We start from the raw sequence: 17,080 nt of genomic DNA, 5'->3' as shown, positions 1-17,080 counted from the left end.
GCCGGTCAGCCAGCCACCCAGTGCCAGATAGGCGGTGGGGAACAGGAGCAGACCCGACCAACCCACAAATACGAAGCGGTCGCGCTTGAGCCAGTCATCGAGGATGTCGAACCATCCCCGCTGCGGCGCGCGACCTAAAGCGATCGTCATGAGAGCGGCTTCATGAAGCGTTACATCAGGACTCTACGGGTCGCGGCCCTCGAAACGCGCATGCCCGACCGAAGCTGAGCACTTCTACTTAGCGCTCCAGCGCCCGGCGACGCGCGAACGCCAAGCGAGTCCCAATTCGCCACAGTGGGGCGAGTCCATTCCGGTTTCATGTACGTCGTCGAGCTCTCCCTCAAGCTCAGCCCCATGCCCGTTGCCGTGCAGCGCAAAGAGCTGGCCGACGCCCAGGCCCTCTATGGCCAAGTGCGCCAGGCACTGGATGGCACTGGACCGCGGCTACTCGAGTTGACCTGCGAGAAGGAGGAGGAGAAGCGGATCAGCCTGCTGACCAGTGAAGTGGTGGCGGTGCAGCTGTATGAAAAGTCGGCGATGGGCAGCGGCGGCAAGCGCCCCGGCTTCAGCTTCGAGGGCTGAACCCCCGCCGAGCGATTTGGAGCCACTCCCGCCATGACTCCTCCCCTGACGGTGGAGCGGCTCAGCTTCGCCTGGCCCAACGGTCGCCCGGCGCTGCGCCATTGCACGTTGCAGATCCCGCGGCCGGGGCTGTGGATGCTGGTGGGCAGCAACGGCAGCGGCAAAAGCACCCTGCTGCGCCTGATCGCAGGGCTGCTGGAGCCCCGCAGCGGCCGCATCCACGCCCCCGGCAAGGCCGCCCTGGTGTTCCAGAACCCCGATCACCAGTTGCTGCTGCCGAGCTGCGCCAGCGATCTGCAATTGGGTCTACCGGCCGACCTCAGCGACGCGCAACGGCACCAAAGGGTGGAACAGGCCCTTGACCAGGTCAGCCTCCATGGGTTTGCAGAGCGACCGATCCACACCCTCAGCGGCGGCCAGAAACAACGCCTAGCCATCGCCGGCGCCCTGGCCAGCTCCGCCGACCTGGTGCTGCTTGATGAGCCCACCGCCCTGCTCGATCCCGACAGCCAGCACGAGGTGTTGCAGCTGCTCTGGCAGCTCACCCACCGCGCCGACGCCCCACTCACGGCCCTCTGGATCACCCATCGGCTCGAGGAGCTGCAGCGTTGTGACGGCGCCGCGCTGATGGAGCACGGGGCCGTCGGGCGCTGGCAGGACGGCCCCGTGCTGGACCAGCAGCTGGACCCCTTGCAGGCCGGCAGGCCTGAGGGGTAAGTTCTTCGAACCGGTTTCGACCGGCGCATTCCTCGGTAGCTCAGCGGTAGAGCGATCGACTGTTAATCGATTGGTCGCAGGTTCGAATCCCGCCCGGGGAGCTTTTTTAATCAACCGCAACCCACAGGTTGCGGTTTTTTTATGGCCGGTAGAGCGCCAGGGGCTGGGCAACTGACCCCAGCGCCCACCTGCTACAACAAAGAACTACGAAGAAATCCTTAAGATCCACCGGCTTGACTCGTCCCCCGGGACGCGGCAAACCCTGGCCAGTCGCGCCCTGAAGGCTCTTCGCCATGGGCCCTCGCCCACGCCAGGGTCCAATCCACGGCGCTCCACACGCAACGGGCCCTCGCCCAGGCAGCAAAACCGTTGAAAATGCCTGCAACTTCGCTGCAGCGGTAGCGATTGATTCACTCCCCGCCGCTCCCCGCCTGATCCCATGAAGCCCTGCATCCTGCTGATCGAAGACGACAGCGATATGCGCGAGCTGGTGGCAGGCCACCTCGAGCATGGCGGCTTCGACGTGCAGCGGGCTGATGACGGCATCAAGGGGCAGGCCCTGGCCCTGCAGTACAGCCCCGATCTGATCCTGCTGGATCTGATGCTGCCGAAGGTGGACGGGCTCACCCTCTGCCAGCGGCTGCGGCGGGATGAGCGCACCGCCAAGATTCCAATCCTGATGCTCACCGCCCTGGGCAGCATCAAAGACAAGGTGAGCGGCTTCAACTCCGGTGCTGACGACTATCTCGCCAAACCGTTTGACCTCGAAGAGCTGATGGTGCGGGTCAAGGCGCTGCTGCGCCGCAGCGACCATGCCCCCCTCTCCGCCAAGCACAACGAAATCCTCAGCTACGGCTGTCTCACCCTGGTGCCGGAGCGGTTTGAAGCCATCTGGTTTGATGTGGCGGTGCGGCTCACCCACCTGGAATTCGAGCTGCTGCACTGCCTGCTGCAGCGCCACGGCCAAACCGTTGCACCCTCGCTGATCCTCAAGGAGGTGTGGGGCTACGAACCCGACGACGACATCGAGACGATCCGGGTGCATGTGCGCCACCTGCGCACCAAGCTCGAACCCGATCCGCGCAAGCCCCGCTTCATCAAGACGGTGTACGGCGCCGGCTACTGCCTGGAACTGCCCAGCGACGATCAACTGACCGACCTGGTGCCCCTGATCCACCAGGCCCGCCAGGCCCAGGCCAGTTGAACTGAGCCCGCCAAGCACTCAAAGGCCGGCCAGCTCGAGCAGGGCCACTTCCCAGGCAAGCCGGGGCTGCGCGTAAGCCCGCAGCTGGCTACGCAGGCGCTCGAGGCGCTGCAGCTGGGCCACCGGGGCCTGGCGGCGCCAGAGGGCCAACTGCCACCAGTTGAGCAACCACAGCTGCTGCTCCCCATCCAGGGCCTCGGCCAGATCCCGGGCCAGCGCCAGAGCCTGCACAGGGTCCGCGGCCTTGGCCAAATCCAGGAGCCGCTCAACCAAACCCTCCGGCAGGGCGGCCCAGCTCTGGCGGCAGCGCAGCAACGCCCCCGGCGAGCCCGCCGCCAGCTCCAGCAGCTCCGGCGGGTCGTTGGTGGGGGCGGGCTGACCGCACCGCTCCAGCACCACCTCCAGCTGCTCGGAGCTGAGCCGGGTGAAGGGGATCTGCTGGCAGCGGGAGCGGATCGTACTGAGCAGCTGATCCGGAGCCGCCGCGATCAGCAGGACCAAGCCATCGCCGGGCTCCTCGAGGGTTTTGAGCAGGGCATTGGCCGCCCCTTCCGCCATCGCCTCAGCCCCCTCCAGCACCACCAGACACCCCTTGGCCTCCACGGCCCGGCGGGAGAGAAACCGCGAGACCTCGCGGATCTGGTCGAGCCGCAGCTGGGGTGCCGCCCGCCGCGCCAGCCCCAGCTCCTCGGCCTTGGAGGCGGGCACCAACTGGCCCTTGTCCTGATAGGTGGGCTCGACCCAGAGCAGGTCGGGATGGTTGCCCTCCTGCAGCCGCCGCCGGATGCCGGCATCGCCCATCGGCCCCGCCAACACTCCCTCGAGAAAGCGCAACGCCGCCAGCCGGCGGCCCACGCCATCCGGGCCGGCAAACAGATAGGCCGGCGCCAGGCGCCCTTGGGCCAGGGAGGCCTCCAGCAGGGCCACGGCGCGCGGCTGACCCAGCAGATCCTCAAACAGAGCCGTCACGAAACCGAGCCAGCCGCCAGGCCGGCCAATTGGCTGCGGCAGGACGCCGCCACCTGCTCCGGCAACTGGGTGGCATCAACGCGCCGCCAACCACGCTCGCGGGCCAGGGCCGCAAAGCCATCCGCCACCCGCTGCAGAAAGGCCTCCCCACTGGCCTCAATGCGGTCGGCGGAGCGGGCGCCCCGGCGGCGCAGCGATTCGGCCAGGGGCAACTCCAGCCACAGGGTGAGATCCGGCTCCAGACCGCCGGTGGCCAACTGCTCCAACTGGGCGATGGTGGGCAGGTCGAGGCCGCGGCCATAGCCCTGGTAGGCGGCCGTGGAGCCGCTGAAGCGATCGCTCAGCACCCAGTGACCCGCCGCCAGGGCCGGGCGGATCACCTGCTCCAGATGCTGGGCCCGGTCGGCGGCATAGAGCAGCAGCTCCGCCATCGGCTCCGGCGCCGCCTCCCCGGGCGGATGCAACAGCAGCTGCCGCAGGGCGGAGCCCAGGGCTGTACCCCCCGGCTCCCGGGTGACGATCAGCTGGGCACCCGGCGCCAGCAGGCCACTGCTGGGCAACCAGGTGCGCAGGGCTTCCAACTGGGTGGTTTTGCCGCAGCCGTCGATGCCCTCAAGCACCACGAACCGACCGCGGGGAGCCACTGCCGGTTCTGCCACCTGGAGATCAACGGGAATCAGAGAACCCATCCTGCAGCAGCAGGGCGTTGACCACCACCGTGATCGAGCTCAAGGCCATCAGCAGGGCCGCCAAGGGCGGGGTGAGCAGCACCCCGAATCCGGGCAGCAGCACGCCGGCGGCCAGCGGCAACACGATCAGGTTGTAGCCGAAGGCCCAGGCGAGGTTTTGACGCACTTTGGCCATGGCGCGCCGGGCCAACAGCAAGGCCCGCACAATGCCCTCCAGGCGATCGCCCATCACCACCAGATCCGCCGTGTCCTGGGCGATCTGAGTGCCGGTGCCCACGGCGATGCCCAGATCCGCCGCCGCCAGGGCCGGGGCGTCGTTGATGCCATCGCCCACCATCGCCAGGGCGCCGCGGGCCGGGTGCTGCAGGATCCGCTCCAGCTTCTGCTCGGGCCGCAGCTCCCAGGCCAGCTCCGCCGGCGCCAACCCCAGCCGGGCTCCGAGCTGCTGCACCGGCTCCCGCCGGTCGCCACTCAACAGACCCAGCTGCAGCCCAAGGCCCCGCAAGGCCTCCAGCACCGAAGCGGCATCGGGGCGGGGCTGGTCGTCCACCGCCACCAACCCCAGCAGGCCCTGCTGATCGGCCACCGCCAGCACGCTGGCGCCGTGGCACTCCAGCAGCGCCTGCCTGGCCAGCAACTCCGGCGTGGGGCAGGGATCCACCCAGGCCAACCGGCCCACCCGCAAGCTGTGGTCGGCGATGCAGCCGCTGACGCCCTGGCCAGCCACGCTGTGGCCCTCCACCACCTCCAGCAGCTCCAGACCGCGCCGCTGGGCCTCCTGCAGCAAGGCAAAACCAAAGGGATGGCGGCTGCCCGCCTCCAGGCTGGCGGCCAGCTGCACCAAGCGATCGGGAGGCAGATCCCCCAGGGGTTCCACCGCCGCCACCAAGGGCCGCCCCAGGGTGAGGGTGCCGGTTTTGTCAAACAGCAGGGCTTCGATTCCGGCCGCGGTTTCAATCGCATCGCCGCCTCGGAACAGAAGGCCGGCGCGGGCGGCGCGACCGGTGGCCACCGTGATCGCCACGGGAGTGGCCAGCCCGAGGGCACAGGGGCAGGCCACCACCAGCACGGCAATCGCCAGCTGCAGGGCCAGGGCAAACGGGGTGTTGGCACCAGCCCCCAGCACCCCATGGCTGCCATGGTGCCCACCCATCACGCCAGACGCGTGAGCTGGGCTGAGCACCTGGGGCCACAGCTGGGTGCCCAGCAGCCACCAGAACAGCAAGGTGGCGACGGCCAGGGCCAGCACCACCAGGGTGAAGCGGCCCGCCACCCGATCGGCCAACCCCTGGATCGGCGCCTTGCGGGCCTGGGCCCGCTCCACCAGGTGGATGATCCGGGCGATGGCGCTGTCGGCGCCGCGGCGGCGCACCTCCAGCACCAGCGGGGCCTCCAGATTGAGGCTGCCCGCGGCCAGCTCGCTGCCCGCTACAGCCTGCAGCGGCAGCGGTTCGCCGGTGAGGCCCGACACATCCACCGCCGAGGCTCCCTCCAGCACCACACCGTCCACCGGCACGCGATCGCCGGGCAGCAGCTGAACGCGATCACCGGGACGCAGGCCGCCCACCCGCACCGGCCGGGGCGGCCCCTCGCCCAACAGCAGCAAGGCGGTGTCGGGTTGCAGCTCGGCCAGCTCTTCGAGGGCGCGGCCCGTGCGGAAGCGGGCCCGTTCCTCCAGGAAGCGACCCAGCAGCACGAAGCCCAGCAGCATCACGGGCTCGTTGAAGAAGCAGGGCCAACCTCCTTGGGGCCAGAGAAAAGCCACCAGGCTGGCCAGATAGGCGCTCAGCACCCCCAGCCCCACCAGGGTGTCCATGCTGGGCAGCCCCGCCAAGGCCGCCTGGACGCCCCGCACCAGGATCGAGCGCCCCGGCCCGGCCAAGGCCAACGTGGCCACCAGGGCATGAATCCACAGGGCATCCAACCCGGTGCCGGGCAGATGGCCCAACCCCGAAACCAGCAGCAGCACCAGGGCTACCACCAGCTGGCGCCAGTGCTGCCACCAGGTTTGGGTCTGCAGCCGCTCCCGCCGCGACGACAACGCGCCATCGCTGGGGCGCAGCCGGGCCTCAAACCCCAGACCCGCCAGGGCCGCTAGCAAAGCGGCCTGGTCGGCCTCGGCGGAGGCGAGGTCAACCCAGGCCGTACGGGTGAGCAGGTTGACGCTGGCCTGGCGCACGCCGGGCTGATCGAGCAGCCGTTGTTCGACGGCCCGCACGCAGCCACCGCACTTCATGCCCTCTATTTCCAGCAGGAGGGGCTCCAGCGGGAGAGGTTCCAGCGGGAGAGGCTCCTGGAGCGGGGACAAGGCCTGAAGGGGGCAACGATGGACTCACATTAGGGAGATCCGCCAGGATGGGATCCACGCCGCTCACCGACGTCACCGTGCCCCGCAGCCAACGCAACGACAACTTCATCGACAAGAGCTTCACGGTGATGGCTGACCTGATCCTCAAGGTGCTGCCCACCAACCGGCGCGCCAAGGAGGCCTTCGCCTACTACCGCGATGGCATGAGCGCCCAGGCTGACGGCGAATACGCCGAGGCGCTGGAGAACTACGAGGAAGCCCTCAAACTCGAGGACGACCCCAACGACAAAGCCTTCATCCTCTACAACATGGCCCTGGTATTCGCCAGCAACGGCGAGCACGCCAAGGCCCTCGACTTCTACAGCCAGGCCCTGGATCTCAACAGCAAGATGCCCCAGGCCCTCAACAACATGGCGGTGATCCACCACCACCTGGGCTCGATCGCCGAGGAGCGCGGCGACGCCGATGAGGCCGACCGCTGCTTCGACCAGGCCGCCGACTTCTGGGGCAAGGCAATTCGCCTGGCCCCCAACAACTACATCGAAGCCCAGAACTGGCTCAAGACCAGCGGCCGCGGCAGCGTCGACGTGTATTTCTGATCCGGTTCACAGATCGGCAGGGTTGAGCCAGCGCAGCGCTTTGAAGCGGGCAAAACCGCGGTCAAAGGAAACCCAGGTGGCATTCACCTCCAGGGCCGCTGCCGCCAGGTACACGTCGGTCATGTCGACAGAGCTGGGCCGATACTCCAGAACCAGCTGGCGGAACAGGCCCCAGTGCCTGGGCCCGGGATCAAGGATGGATACCGCTGGCGACGCCAAGAGACTGTCGATGAAGGCCAAGGCCGCCGCTGGATCGAGGGGCTCGCTGAAGACACGGCGATCGGTGGCCACCCGCAGAAAGCCGCTGACCACAACGGAGAAGAGACCCAGGCCTTCCGGGTCAGCGCGATGGGCCAGCAACCAGGAGTGGGCTACTGCGTGGCGCGGAGAAGCGGCCACACAGGCCTGCACCAGGACATTGACGTCAACGCAATGCATCTTCGTCAGTCCAGATGATCCAGGTCAATGCAACTGATCCAGGGGCAGCCCTTCGTCGAGCAACGCCCGCACGGTGGAGAGGTCGTCAAGGTCGACACCTGGGCGCAGCATGCCACCGGCATGAACAGGCAACGGGGGCAGCGCGGCCTGTTTCAGCAGGTGGGCACGATTCAGATAGGCCTGCAGCGCTGCCTCAAACACCGAGCCCACCGTGCTGCCTTCACGAGCGGCCTGGACCTTTGCCTGCTCGTAGAGGGCGTCATTGATGGTGAGCGTCGTTCGCATTAGTCCATCTTAGTGCGCAAGCCATGCATCTTGATGATCAAACCCGATCATCCGCCGGGTTCACCCCCAGCGCCGCCACCAGCGCTTCGGCCACGGCACCGGCCTCCAGCAGCTGCAGGCCCAGCCCAGCAGCCGCCTTGGCCAGGCCGGAGCCCTTGGGCACCACCGCCCGGGTGAAGCCCAGCCGGGCCGCCTCCTGCAGCCGCAGCTCCAGCTGCCCCACGGGCCGCAACTGGCCGCCCAGGCCCAGCTCCCCCACCAGCACCGTGCCGGGCGGCAGGGTGAGATCGCGGTAGCTGGCCACCACCGCCGCGGCCACGCCCAGATCCGCCGCCGGCTCCTCCACCTCCAGTCCCCCGGCCACCGCCAGGTAGCAGTCGAAGCGCGACAAGGGCAGGCCCAGATGCTTCTCCAGCACCGCCAGGATCTGGTGCAGGCGATTGGCGGCGATGCCGGTGGCACTGCGGCGCGGGCTGGCGTAGCTGGTGGTGCTCACCAGGGCCTGGAGCTCCACCACCAGGGGGCGGGTGCCCTCGCAGGCCACGATCGTGGCGGTGCCGGCACTGGGCTCGTCGCTGCCGAGAAACAGCTCGCTGGGATTGGTCACCTCGGCCAGACCCCGATCGCGCATCTCAAACACCCCCAGCTCGTGGGTGGCGCCGAAGCGGTTTTTGACGGCCCGCAGCAGCCGGTGGCTGGCGAAGCGGTCCCCCTCAAAGGTGAGCACCGCATCCACCAGGTGTTCGAGCACCTTGGGGCCCGCCAGGGCACCCTCTTTGGTCACGTGGCCCACCAGCAGTAGGGCCGTGTCCTGGCGCTTGGCGATGCGGGCCAGGGCGGCGGCACATTCCCGCACCTGGGACACCGAACCGGGGGCGCTACCCAGTTCGGCATCGTGCAGGGCCTGGATGCTGTCAATGATCGCCACCGCGGGCCGCAGGGCCTCCAGCTCCTGCAGCACCAGCTCCAGGTCGGTTTCCGAGAGCAGCTGAAAATCGGCCCCTGCTTCGGGCTCGCCGCCTGCATCAGACTCGTTTGAGGCAACCTGGGCCAGCCGGCGCCAGCGCAGCTTCACCTGCTGGGCCGATTCCTCCGCGCTCACATAGAGCACGGAAGCCCGGCTGGCCATGGCGCGGGCGCTCTGCAGCAGCAAGGTGCTCTTGCCGATGCCCGGATCACCGCCCACCAGCACCAGCGACCCCGGCACCAGCCCGCCGCCCAGCACCCGATCCAGCTCGCCGTAGCCGCTGCTGAGCCGCTGCAAAGGCCGCTCCCCCACCGCCTGGATCGGCTCGGAGCGCCGCGGCTGGCCGGCGGCGGCCGCCAGCCCCGCGGACGACTCCGCCAACGGCCGGCGGCGCCGGCTATCGGCAGCCGGCGCCGCCTTCTGCTCCACCAGGGTGTTCCAGCTGCCACAGCTGGCGCACTTGCCAAAAAACTGGCGCGCCTGGGCCCCACAGCTGGTGCACACAAAAACGGAGCTGGGCTTGGCCACGGGCAGGGCTGCGAGGAAGGGCTGGGAAGAGGGGCTGTATGAAGAAAGGTGGCGTTGATTGAAAAGTTTGCCCCTCTGGCCTTTTCAGTAGGGGCTATCTGATGTAGCAGCCCGGCTGCAGTGATGACGGCTTCCGCCCCCTCCACCATCTCCGGAACCCACCACGGCAAAGAGACCATCCTGGTCGTCGATGACGAAGCCAGCATCCGGCGGATTCTGGAAACCCGGCTTTCGATGATCGGCTACCAGGTGGTCACCGCCAGCGATGGCGTCGAAGCCCTGGAGCTGTTCAAGACCACCCAGCCCGACCTGGTGGTGCTCGACGTGATGATGCCCAAGCTCGATGGCTACGGCGTCTGCCAGGAGCTGCGCAAGGAATCGGATGTGCCGATCGTGATGCTCACGGCCCTAGGCGATGTGGCCGACCGCATCACCGGCCTGGAACTCGGGGCCGACGACTATGTGGTGAAGCCCTTCAGCCCCAAGGAGCTGGAAGCCCGCATCCGCTGCGTGCTGCGCCGCGTGGAGAAGGAAGCCGTGGCCGGCATCCCCAATTCCGGCGTGATTGCCGTAGGCGACCTGCGGATCGACACCAACAAACGCCAGGTGTACCGAGGCGACGAGCGCATTCGGCTCACCGGCATGGAGTTCAGCCTGCTGGAGCTGCTGGTGAGCCGCAGTGGCGAACCCTTCAGCCGCGGCGAAATCCTCAAGGACGTCTGGGGCTACACCCCTGAGCGCCATGTGGACACCAGGGTCGTGGATGTCCATATCTCCCGGCTGCGCTCCAAACTGGAAGACGATCCGGCCAACCCCGAGCTGATCCTCACGGCTCGCGGCACCGGCTATCTGTTCCAACGCATCGTTGACGCCGTTGCCTCCGAAGGAACCTGACAAGCGCGCCAAGCCCAGCCGGGCCATCCGCCGGCTGGTGATCTGGTATCGCCGCAACGCGGCGGTCACCAGCCTGGTGGACACCGCCGCCACCGCCGCCACCTCTGCCGCCAGCACCGCCGGGAGCATGGCGGGGACGATGGCCGGCAGCATGGCCGGAGCAGCCGGGGCCGCCACCAGCGCGGCAGCTAGCATAGCCAACACGGTGCTGCAGCCGTTGGTGTTTGATCCGCTGCGGCGCCTGCAGCGGGGGCTGGGCGGACCCGATGAGGACAAACCGATCAACGACGCCGACCGCCTCTGGGTGGCCGTCGACGGCATGGGAGGCGACGACGCCCCCGGACCGATCCTGGAAGGCTGCCTGAGGGCGGTGGAGCTGCTGCCCCTGCGGGTGCGGTTCGTGGCCGAAACAGACCGGCTGGACGCCGCCATGGCCGAAATGGGCCTCCAGGAGCAGCTCGATGCGGCCGTGGCGAGAGGCCTGATCCAGCTAGTGCCGAGCGGCCCCTCGGTGGGCATGGACGAGGAGGCCACGGTGGTGCGCAAAAAGCGCGACGCCAGCATCAACATGGCCATGGACCTGGTCAAACAGGGCCAGGCCACCGCGGTCTACTCCGCCGGCAACTCCGGCGCCGTGATGGCGTCGGCAATCTTCCGGCTCGGCCGGCTCAAAAGCATCGATCGCCCGGCCATCGGCGCCCTGTTCCCCACCAAGGACACCGAACAACAGGTGCTGGTGCTGGATGTGGGCGCCAACATGGATTGCAAGCCCAGTTACCTGCACCAGTGGGCCCTGCTGGGTCACATCTACAGCCGCGATGTGCTGCAGGTGGCCCGCCCCCGCATCGGCCTGGTGAACATCGGCGAAGAGGAGTGCAAGGGCAACGAGCTCTGCCTGCGCACCTACCCGCTGCTGGCGGAGGAGCAGCGTTTTGACTTCGCCGGCAACTGCGAAGGCCGCGACATCCTTTCAGGCAACTTCGATGTGGTGGTGTGCGATGGCTTCACCGGCAACGTGCTGCTGAAATTCCTCGAGAGCGTCGGGAGTGTGCTGCTGGATGTGATCAAGGAGGAGCTGCCCCGGGGCCGCCGCGGCAAGGTGGGCTCAGCCTTTCTGATCAACAACCTGCGCCGCATCAAAAAGCGCCTCGACCACGCCGAGCACGGCGGCGCTCTGCTCCTGGGCGTTGACGGAGTGTGCGTGATCGGCCACGGCAGCAGCAAGGCCCTCTCGGTGCTGAGCGCCCTGCGCCTGGCCCACTCCGCCGCCAGCCATGGCGTGATGGCCAACCTGCATGCCCTCTGTACAGCTGTGGTTGACTGACCCCACTGTGGGCTGATCCCGGTGTCGCTCGGCGGAGTCAACACATCAGCGGGGCTGGGCGGCATGGCCCTGGTGGGCTCCGGCAGCGCCGTGCCGGCAGCCAGCATCAGCAATCAGCAACTCAGCGAGCGGGTTGACACCAACGACGACTGGATCCGCACCCGCACCGGCATCGGCGCCCGTCGGGTCGCCGGCCCTGGCGAATCCCTCACCTGCCTAGCCACCCGTGCCGCCCAGGCCGCCCTCGACCACGCCGGCTGGGCACCGGAGGATCTCGACCTGATCCTGCTGGCCACCTCCAGCCCCGACGATCTATTCGGCACGGCGCCGCGGGTGCAGGGGGCCCTGGGGGCCACCAACGCCGTGGCCTTTGATCTCACCGCTGCCTGCAGCGGCTTTCTGTTTGCGCTGATCACCGCTGGCCAATACCTGGGCAGCGGCGCGATGCGACGGGCCCTGGTGATTGGCGCCGACCAATTGAGCCGCTGGGTCGACTGGGACGACCGCACCACCTGCGTGCTCTTCGGTGATGGAGCCGCAGCGGTGGCCGTGGAGGCCTGCGCGGCGAGCGACACGGGCCTGCTGGGCTTCCGCATGCGCTCAGACGGCAGCCGCAATGCCTGCCTCACCCTGGCCCAGGTGGATCGGCATGCCCCCCTGCTCGGCGGTCTCACGGCCCAACAGGGCGGCTTCGCCCCGATCCAGATGAACGGGCAGGAGGTCTACAAATTCGCGGTGCGCGAAGTGCCGGCGATCCTCAGCGAGCTGCTGGAGGCCACCGGCACCGCCCCAGAGCAGCTCAACTGGCTGCTGTTGCACCAGGCCAACCAGCGCATCCTTGATGCGGTGGCCGACCGCTTCGCCATGCCCCATGCCCAGGTGCTCAGCAACCTGGCCCACTACGGCAACACCTCAGCCGCCACCATCCCGCTGATGCTGGATGAGGCGGTCAAAGACGGCCGGGTGCAGCCGGGCCATCTGCTGGCCAGCAGCGGCTTTGGCGCCGGCCTCAGCTGGGGCGCGGCCCTGCTGCGCTGGGGTGGGCCACAACCCTGACAAGGAGCGACGGGTGGCCGAGACCTAATCTCCAGCCGTCTTCCTCGGAGAGCGGCAGCATGGGCATTGCCTGGGTGTTTCCTGGCCAGGGCTCACAAAAAATCGGCATGGCTGAGGCCGTGCTGGAGCTTCCTGGAGCCCAGCAGCGCTTCGAGCAGGCGTCAGCCCTGCTGGGCCGCGACCTGCTGGCCATCTGCGCGGGCACGGCAGACGGGTCATCCGAGGGCGAGCCATCCGACCTCAACGACACCCGCAACACCCAGCCGGCCCTGTGCGTAATCGAAAGCCTGCTGGCTGATGGGCTCAAGGCCCAGGGGCGCACGGCCCAGGTGGTGGCAGGCCACAGCCTCGGCGAGCTGGTGGCTTTGCACGTGGCCGGGGTGTTTGACTTCGCCACCGGCCTGGCGCTGATGAAAACCCGCAGCACCTTGATGGCCGCCGCGGGCGGCGGCGCCATGACGGCCGTGATGGGCTTCGATCGCGGCGAGCTGGAGGCCCTGGTGGCCGCTAACGATGGCGTGGTGATCGCCAACGACAACAGCAGCGCCCAGGTGGTGCTCTCCGGCAGCCCGGAAGCGGTGGCGGCCGTGAGTGGCCAGCTCCAGTGCAAGCGGGCCATTCCCTTGGCGGTGAGCGGCGCCTTCCATTCCCCCTTCATGGCTGATGCAGCCGCCGCCTTTGCCGCCGAGCTGGAGGCGGTGCCCTTCGCCGATGCGGCGATCCCGGTGCTCAGCAACACCGATCCCACCCCGGAAACCAGCGGCCCAGCCCTCAAGGCCCGCCTGATTCACCAGATGACCACCGGCGTGCGCTGGCGCGAAACCATGGAGCAGTTCAGCGCCCTGGGCATCAGCACCGCTGTGGAGATCGGCCCCGGCGCCGTGCTCAGCGGGCTGATCAAGCGCAGCTGCGACGGCATCACCACCGCCCAGATCGGCGGCGGCGCTGACCTGGGGCTGGGAATCGGCCTGTGAATCGCCCTGTCGCTGCCGTTAGGCGGGCCCTGCGCCGCCGCAAACCGGCAGAGCCGCCGGCCCTGATCCGCACACCCCGGCCCAGCCTCACCTACCGGCTGATCAGCTACCTGCTGGTGTTTCCGGTGTACCGGTTGCTGTTCCGGGGCCGCACCGCTGGCAACGCCAACGTGCCGATGGAAGGCGCCTTGGTGGTGGTGGCCAACCACGGTTCTCACCTCGATCCACCGCTGCTGGGCCATGCCCTCGGCCGTCCCGTGGCTTTCATGGCCAAGGCTGAGCTGTTTCGGGTGCCGATCCTGGGGCCGATCATCCGCGCCTGCGGGGCCTATCCGGTGTCCCGCGGCGCCAGCGACCGCGAGGCGATCCGCACCGCCACCGACCGACTGCTGGAGGGTTGGGCCACCGGCGTGTTCATCGACGGCAGCCGCCAGAGCAACGGCCGGGTCAACGATCCCCAGGCCGGTGCAGCCCTGCTGGCAGCCCGGGCCGGTGTGCCCCTGCTGCCGGTGGCGATCATCAACAGCCACCGGGCTCTCGGCCCAGGCCAGAAGGGCGCCCGCCTGGTGCCGATCCACATCCGCATCGGCACGCCGATCCCACCACCCGCCTCGCGTCGCCGCCCCGACCTCGACGCCGCCACCGCCGCCTGCCAGGCCCAGATCAATGCCCTCCTGGATCAGGGCCTGATCAGCGGGCGGCAGCTGGCCCCAGGCCTGGAACGCGCTGCGTTGCCGCCCAGCTCTTGAGGTCGCGGCCACTCAGCACCCACAGGGCCGCCCGAAGCCCATCGCCCCAGATCTTGCGGCGCCCCTCAGGCTGACAGCGATCGGCGCAGTCGACGGACTCGGGCGTGAGGTGAATGCCGCGGCTGCCCGCCACAATCCGGCCCACCAGCAGGGCCCGATCCATGTGGTCGCTGCTGGTCACCAGCAGGGCATGACGGATGCGGGCGCGGCGAAGATCGTCCACCAGAGAGGTGAAGTTGGAGAGGGTGTCGCGGGCGCGGTAGTCGAGTTGCACCTGGCTGGGCGGCAGCCCCTGGCGTTGCTCAAACAACCAGCGGGCGTACTCAGGATTGCTGCCGCCACTCACCACCACCGGCAGGCCCTGACGGGCTGCCAGGGCCGCAGCCCGCTGCTCCCGCGCCACATCGCCGCCGAGCACCAGGATCATCTGGGGTGGCGGCGGGGCCGGCCTCCACCATCCGCGGGATAGCCAGATCAGGCCTCCCGCCAGCAGCAGCACCACCCCCACCCGGGGCCGGAGGAGCGGCCGACTGGAACGGCGGTGGCGCCGAGGCCGTTGGGGTTCTCGCCCCATCAGAGCCCGGCCACCGGCGAGGTGGGATAGAGCGGCAACACGGGCTGCCAGGGGGCCTCCAGACCCTGGACGTGGGCCCGCACGCTGAGCTCCAGCAACTGCGCCACATCGTCGGGCAGCTGGGCGGCGGATGGCAGCTGCGGGCCCGGCGGCACGGGCGTGCCCGGGGCGAACAACCGCGGCGCCTCCAACTCGAGGCAGCCCGCCCCGGCACCGCCGGGCGCTGGGGCATAGAGGCCCGCCACCACACCGCGACGGGGCAGCTCCTGCACCAGCCAGGTGGGCTCCCTGATCCCCAGGCGCTGGGCCACCAGCAGAAAACTGCCCACCCCATCGAGGGGAAGCTGCAGCTGCTGGGCCAGGGTGCGGGCCAGCACCACGGTGAGCCGGGTGCCGGTGAAGCCCCCGGGCCCCGTGGCCACTGCCAGGCGGGTGAGCTGGGGCCACTGGTGGGCCGGCAACACCTGCTCGACGCAGCTGAGCAGCTGGTTGGAGAGGCCGCGACCGAGCGGGAAGGCACGCACCTCGCCGCCGCCCGAGCCAGCATCAAGCCAGCGCACCCCCACGCCGAGCACGTCGCTGGAACTGTGCAAAGCCAAGACAGCACCCATCAGCAGCACCTCATCGGGGCAGGGCAGCGCCCGGGCATAACCGCTGCCAGCGGCCGGCATCGCGCTGGAAGCTGGCGCAGGCCCGCACATCCCATTCCACGCCCACGCCGCCCTGGGGCAAATCCTGCACCTGGACGTGGATCCGCGGCTCCTCGGGCGTGAAATCGGGCTGGAGGGCAAGGTGGGGCACACCGTGCTGCCGCTCCACCGCGTGGTAGGCCTGACAGCGGTCGACCCAGTGGCAATCCACGCAGATGCACATGCTGCCCAGGCCGAGCCAGGCGCCCATTGTGACGGCTGACCGTTCTGCCGGCGAGGTGGCTCACCAGCTGTGGCAGCGCCTGCTGGCCGAGCCCTGGCCGCTGCCGCTGGCGGCGCTGCCACCAGGCACAGCCCTGGTGGGGGGCGCCATCCGGGATGCCCTGCTGGGCCGCCTCGCGCCCCAACCCGACCTCGACTTCGTGGTGGAGGGCGATGCCATCACCCTGGCCCGCCAGCTGGCCCGGCACCACGGCGGCAGCGCCGTGGTGCTCGATGCCGACCATGGCATCGCCCGGCTCGTGGTGAAGGGCTGGAACATCGACCTGGCCCAGCGGGACGGCGCGACCCTGGAGGCCGACCTGGGTCGCCGGGATTACACCGTCAATGCCATGGCCCTGCCCCTGCCCGCCAGCGCAGGCAGCCCAGCCGGCTTGGTGGATCCCACCGGTGGCCTCGCTCACCTGCAGCGCCACCAACTGGTGGCCGTGAGCGAAGCCAACCTGCTGGCCGACCCCCTGCGGCTGCTGCGGGGCATCCGCCTGGCCTGCAGCCTCGAGTTCAGCCTGGAGCCCACCAGCCAAGCCTGGATTGAGCGCCATGCGAGCCAGCTGAGCGCAGTGGCCGGCGAGCGGGTGCTGGCGGAGCTGGAGAAGCTGGCCGAGGCCCCCGCAGGAGAGCGGGGCTTGGTGCTCGCCCTGCGCTGCGGACTGGTGCAGGGCTGGCGCGCCGATGCCGCCGCCGCCCCGGCCTTGAGCGCCCTCAGCCAGGAGCAGGCGCAGCGGCAGGGGCTGCTGGACGCCGAAGTGGCCTGGGCCCTGCCGCTGGCGCGGCTCAGCGCCCTGCTACCCCCCGAGGCCCTGATGGCACTGCGCAGCAGCCGAAAGCTGCAGCAGCGCTGCCGGGCCCTGCGGCGCTGGCGTGGGGAACTGGAGGATGCCGGCGGCTGGACTGCGCTGGCGGAGCCCAACCGCGTGGCACTGCATCGGGACCTGGACGGCGATCTGCCCGCCCTGCTGTTGCTGCTGACCCAGCCCCCCGGCAACCTGTTGGAACGCTGGCGCAACCCCCACGATCCGCTGCTGCATCCACGCCCGCCGCTGGATGGCCGCCAACTCCAACAGCAGTTGGGGATCCCGGCCGGACCCGAGCTGGGGCGGCTGCTGGATCACCTCACCCTGGAGCGGGCCTTCGGCCGACTGGGAGACGGCCCGAAGGAGCGCTCCACGGCCCTGGCGGCAGCACAACGCTGGTGGATGCAGCAGAAAGGGAGCGACGGGCTGGACAGCCGGCGTGATTAACTTTCTGAGCAAAGGCGCATCGAGAGGCTTCTCCTCGCCTGCAGAAAGTTTTT

General features: G+C 69.1%; 19 protein-coding genes, 1 tRNA gene and 1 pseudogene. 11 read left to right on the top strand and 10 right to left on the bottom strand.

What is annotated here, in order from left to right; translation table 11 throughout:
* Positions 1 to 150, bottom strand: a pseudogene (locus KBY70_RS08610) (photosystem II D2 protein (photosystem q(a) protein)); the annotation flags it as partial.
* Positions 151 to 318: 168 nt separating this feature from the next.
* On the opposite strand from KBY70_RS08610, the gene KBY70_RS08605 reads away from it, so the two are divergent.
* From KBY70_RS08605 to KBY70_RS08590, 4 genes are all read left to right on the top strand, one after another.
* Positions 319 to 582, top strand: coding sequence for a hypothetical protein (locus KBY70_RS08605; protein ID WP_254988152.1), 264 nt, complete (start codon positions 319 to 321; stop codon positions 580 to 582).
* Positions 583 to 615: 33 nt separating this feature from the next.
* Positions 616 to 1,299 (top strand): ABC transporter ATP-binding protein, encoded by a 684-nt coding sequence (locus tag KBY70_RS08600; RefSeq protein WP_254988151.1) that lies wholly within the window; start codon positions 616 to 618, stop codon positions 1,297 to 1,299.
* Positions 1,300 to 1,328: 29 nt separating this feature from the next.
* Positions 1,329 to 1,400: transfer RNA gene (locus tag KBY70_RS08595), tRNA-Asn, on the top strand.
* Positions 1,401 to 1,738: 338 nt separating this feature from the next.
* Positions 1,739 to 2,503: a response regulator transcription factor gene (locus tag KBY70_RS08590; protein WP_094560696.1), complete on the top strand. Its 765-nt coding sequence runs from the start codon at positions 1,739 to 1,741 to the stop codon at positions 2,501 to 2,503.
* Positions 2,504 to 2,521: 18 nt separating this feature from the next.
* Here the strand turns inward: KBY70_RS08590 and KBY70_RS08585 are convergent, their stop codons facing one another.
* Genes KBY70_RS08585 through KBY70_RS08575 form a run of 3 tightly spaced genes read right to left on the bottom strand, consistent with a single transcriptional unit; the run spans position 2,522 to position 6,469 of the window.
* Positions 2,522 to 3,472 (bottom strand): DNA polymerase III subunit delta', encoded by a 951-nt coding sequence (locus KBY70_RS08585; RefSeq protein WP_254988149.1) that lies wholly within the window; start codon positions 3,470 to 3,472, stop codon positions 2,522 to 2,524.
* The gene (tmk, locus tag KBY70_RS08580) at positions 3,469 to 4,161 is read right to left on the bottom strand and encodes a dTMP kinase (RefSeq protein WP_254988147.1); all 693 of its coding nucleotides are present in this window, start codon (positions 4,159 to 4,161) and stop codon (positions 3,469 to 3,471) included. The genes KBY70_RS08585 and tmk overlap by 4 nt, the downstream gene beginning before the upstream one ends.
* Complete coding sequence (locus tag KBY70_RS08575; RefSeq protein WP_409996037.1) at positions 4,139 to 6,469, bottom strand: heavy metal translocating P-type ATPase; 2,331 nt, start codon at positions 6,467 to 6,469, stop codon at positions 4,139 to 4,141. The genes tmk and KBY70_RS08575 overlap by 23 nt, the downstream gene beginning before the upstream one ends.
* A 77-nt stretch (positions 6,470 to 6,546) precedes the next feature.
* On the opposite strand from KBY70_RS08575, the gene KBY70_RS08570 reads away from it, so the two are divergent.
* A complete protein-coding gene (locus tag KBY70_RS08570) occupies positions 6,547 to 7,068 on the top strand; it encodes a photosystem I assembly protein Ycf3 (protein ID WP_094560902.1) in 522 nt (173 codons plus the stop codon).
* Positions 7,069 to 7,074: 6 nt separating this feature from the next.
* Here KBY70_RS08570 and KBY70_RS08565 read toward each other — a convergent pair whose 3' ends face one another.
* From KBY70_RS08565 to radA, 3 genes are read right to left on the bottom strand one after another with little or no spacing between them, the layout of a single operon-like run.
* Positions 7,075 to 7,506, bottom strand: coding sequence for a TA system VapC family ribonuclease toxin (locus KBY70_RS08565; RefSeq protein WP_094560704.1), 432 nt, complete (start codon positions 7,504 to 7,506; stop codon positions 7,075 to 7,077).
* Between the two features lie 24 nt (positions 7,507 to 7,530).
* Complete coding sequence (locus KBY70_RS08560) at positions 7,531 to 7,791, bottom strand: hypothetical protein (RefSeq protein WP_094560706.1); 261 nt, start codon at positions 7,789 to 7,791, stop codon at positions 7,531 to 7,533.
* Positions 7,792 to 7,828: 37 nt separating this feature from the next.
* Positions 7,829 to 9,286 (bottom strand): DNA repair protein RadA, encoded by a 1,458-nt coding sequence (gene radA, locus KBY70_RS08555; RefSeq protein ID WP_254988143.1) that lies wholly within the window; start codon positions 9,284 to 9,286, stop codon positions 7,829 to 7,831.
* A gap of 123 nt (positions 9,287 to 9,409) precedes the next feature.
* On the opposite strand from radA, the gene rpaB reads away from it, so the two are divergent.
* From rpaB to KBY70_RS08530, 5 genes are all read left to right on the top strand, one after another.
* The gene (gene rpaB, locus KBY70_RS08550) at positions 9,410 to 10,180 is read left to right on the top strand and encodes a response regulator transcription factor RpaB (protein WP_094560710.1); all 771 of its coding nucleotides are present in this window, start codon (positions 9,410 to 9,412) and stop codon (positions 10,178 to 10,180) included.
* Positions 10,161 to 11,504 (top strand): phosphate acyltransferase PlsX, encoded by a 1,344-nt coding sequence (plsX, locus tag KBY70_RS08545; RefSeq protein WP_254988172.1) that lies wholly within the window; start codon positions 10,161 to 10,163, stop codon positions 11,502 to 11,504. The genes rpaB and plsX overlap by 20 nt, the downstream gene beginning before the upstream one ends.
* Before the next feature lie 63 nt (positions 11,505 to 11,567).
* On the top strand, positions 11,568 to 12,560 hold the full coding sequence (locus KBY70_RS08540; RefSeq protein ID WP_094560714.1) for a beta-ketoacyl-ACP synthase III: 993 nt from the start codon (positions 11,568 to 11,570) through the stop codon (positions 12,558 to 12,560).
* A gap of 59 nt (positions 12,561 to 12,619) precedes the next feature.
* Positions 12,620 to 13,534: an ACP S-malonyltransferase gene (gene fabD, locus KBY70_RS08535; RefSeq protein ID WP_254988140.1), complete on the top strand. Its 915-nt coding sequence runs from the start codon at positions 12,620 to 12,622 to the stop codon at positions 13,532 to 13,534.
* Positions 13,531 to 14,283: a lysophospholipid acyltransferase family protein gene (locus KBY70_RS08530; protein ID WP_254988138.1), complete on the top strand. Its 753-nt coding sequence runs from the start codon at positions 13,531 to 13,533 to the stop codon at positions 14,281 to 14,283. The genes fabD and KBY70_RS08530 overlap by 4 nt, the downstream gene beginning before the upstream one ends.
* On the opposite strand, the gene KBY70_RS08525 is transcribed toward KBY70_RS08530, so the two are convergent.
* Genes KBY70_RS08525 through KBY70_RS08515 form a run of 3 tightly spaced genes read right to left on the bottom strand, consistent with a single transcriptional unit; the run spans position 14,225 to position 15,730 of the window.
* Positions 14,225 to 14,857: a YdcF family protein gene (locus KBY70_RS08525; RefSeq protein WP_254988137.1), complete on the bottom strand. Its 633-nt coding sequence runs from the start codon at positions 14,855 to 14,857 to the stop codon at positions 14,225 to 14,227. The two genes, KBY70_RS08530 and KBY70_RS08525, sit on opposite strands and share 59 nt — an antisense overlap.
* Positions 14,857 to 15,528 carry a tRNA (adenosine(37)-N6)-threonylcarbamoyltransferase complex dimerization subunit type 1 TsaB gene (tsaB, locus tag KBY70_RS08520; RefSeq protein ID WP_315859712.1) on the bottom strand — a complete coding sequence of 224 codons (672 nt, stop codon included), beginning with the start codon at positions 15,526 to 15,528 and terminating at the stop codon, positions 14,857 to 14,859. Before tsaB ends, KBY70_RS08525 begins: the two co-directional genes overlap by 1 nt.
* Positions 15,479 to 15,730, bottom strand: coding sequence for a Ycf34 family protein (locus KBY70_RS08515; RefSeq protein WP_254988167.1), 252 nt, complete (start codon positions 15,728 to 15,730; stop codon positions 15,479 to 15,481). The genes tsaB and KBY70_RS08515 overlap by 50 nt, the downstream gene beginning before the upstream one ends.
* 28 nt (positions 15,731 to 15,758) lie before the next feature.
* Between KBY70_RS08515 and KBY70_RS08510 the strand changes: the two genes are divergently transcribed.
* Complete coding sequence (locus tag KBY70_RS08510) at positions 15,759 to 17,027, top strand: CCA tRNA nucleotidyltransferase (RefSeq protein WP_254988136.1); 1,269 nt, start codon at positions 15,759 to 15,761, stop codon at positions 17,025 to 17,027.
* The last annotated feature ends 53 nt before the right edge of the window (positions 17,028 to 17,080 follow it).

It is taken from the genome of Cyanobium sp. ATX 6E8, assembly GCF_024346335.1.
Taxonomy (GTDB): Bacteria; Cyanobacteriota; Cyanobacteriia; order PCC-6307; family Cyanobiaceae; genus Cyanobium_A.
This window is presented reverse-complemented; position numbering and strand designations above follow the sequence as displayed.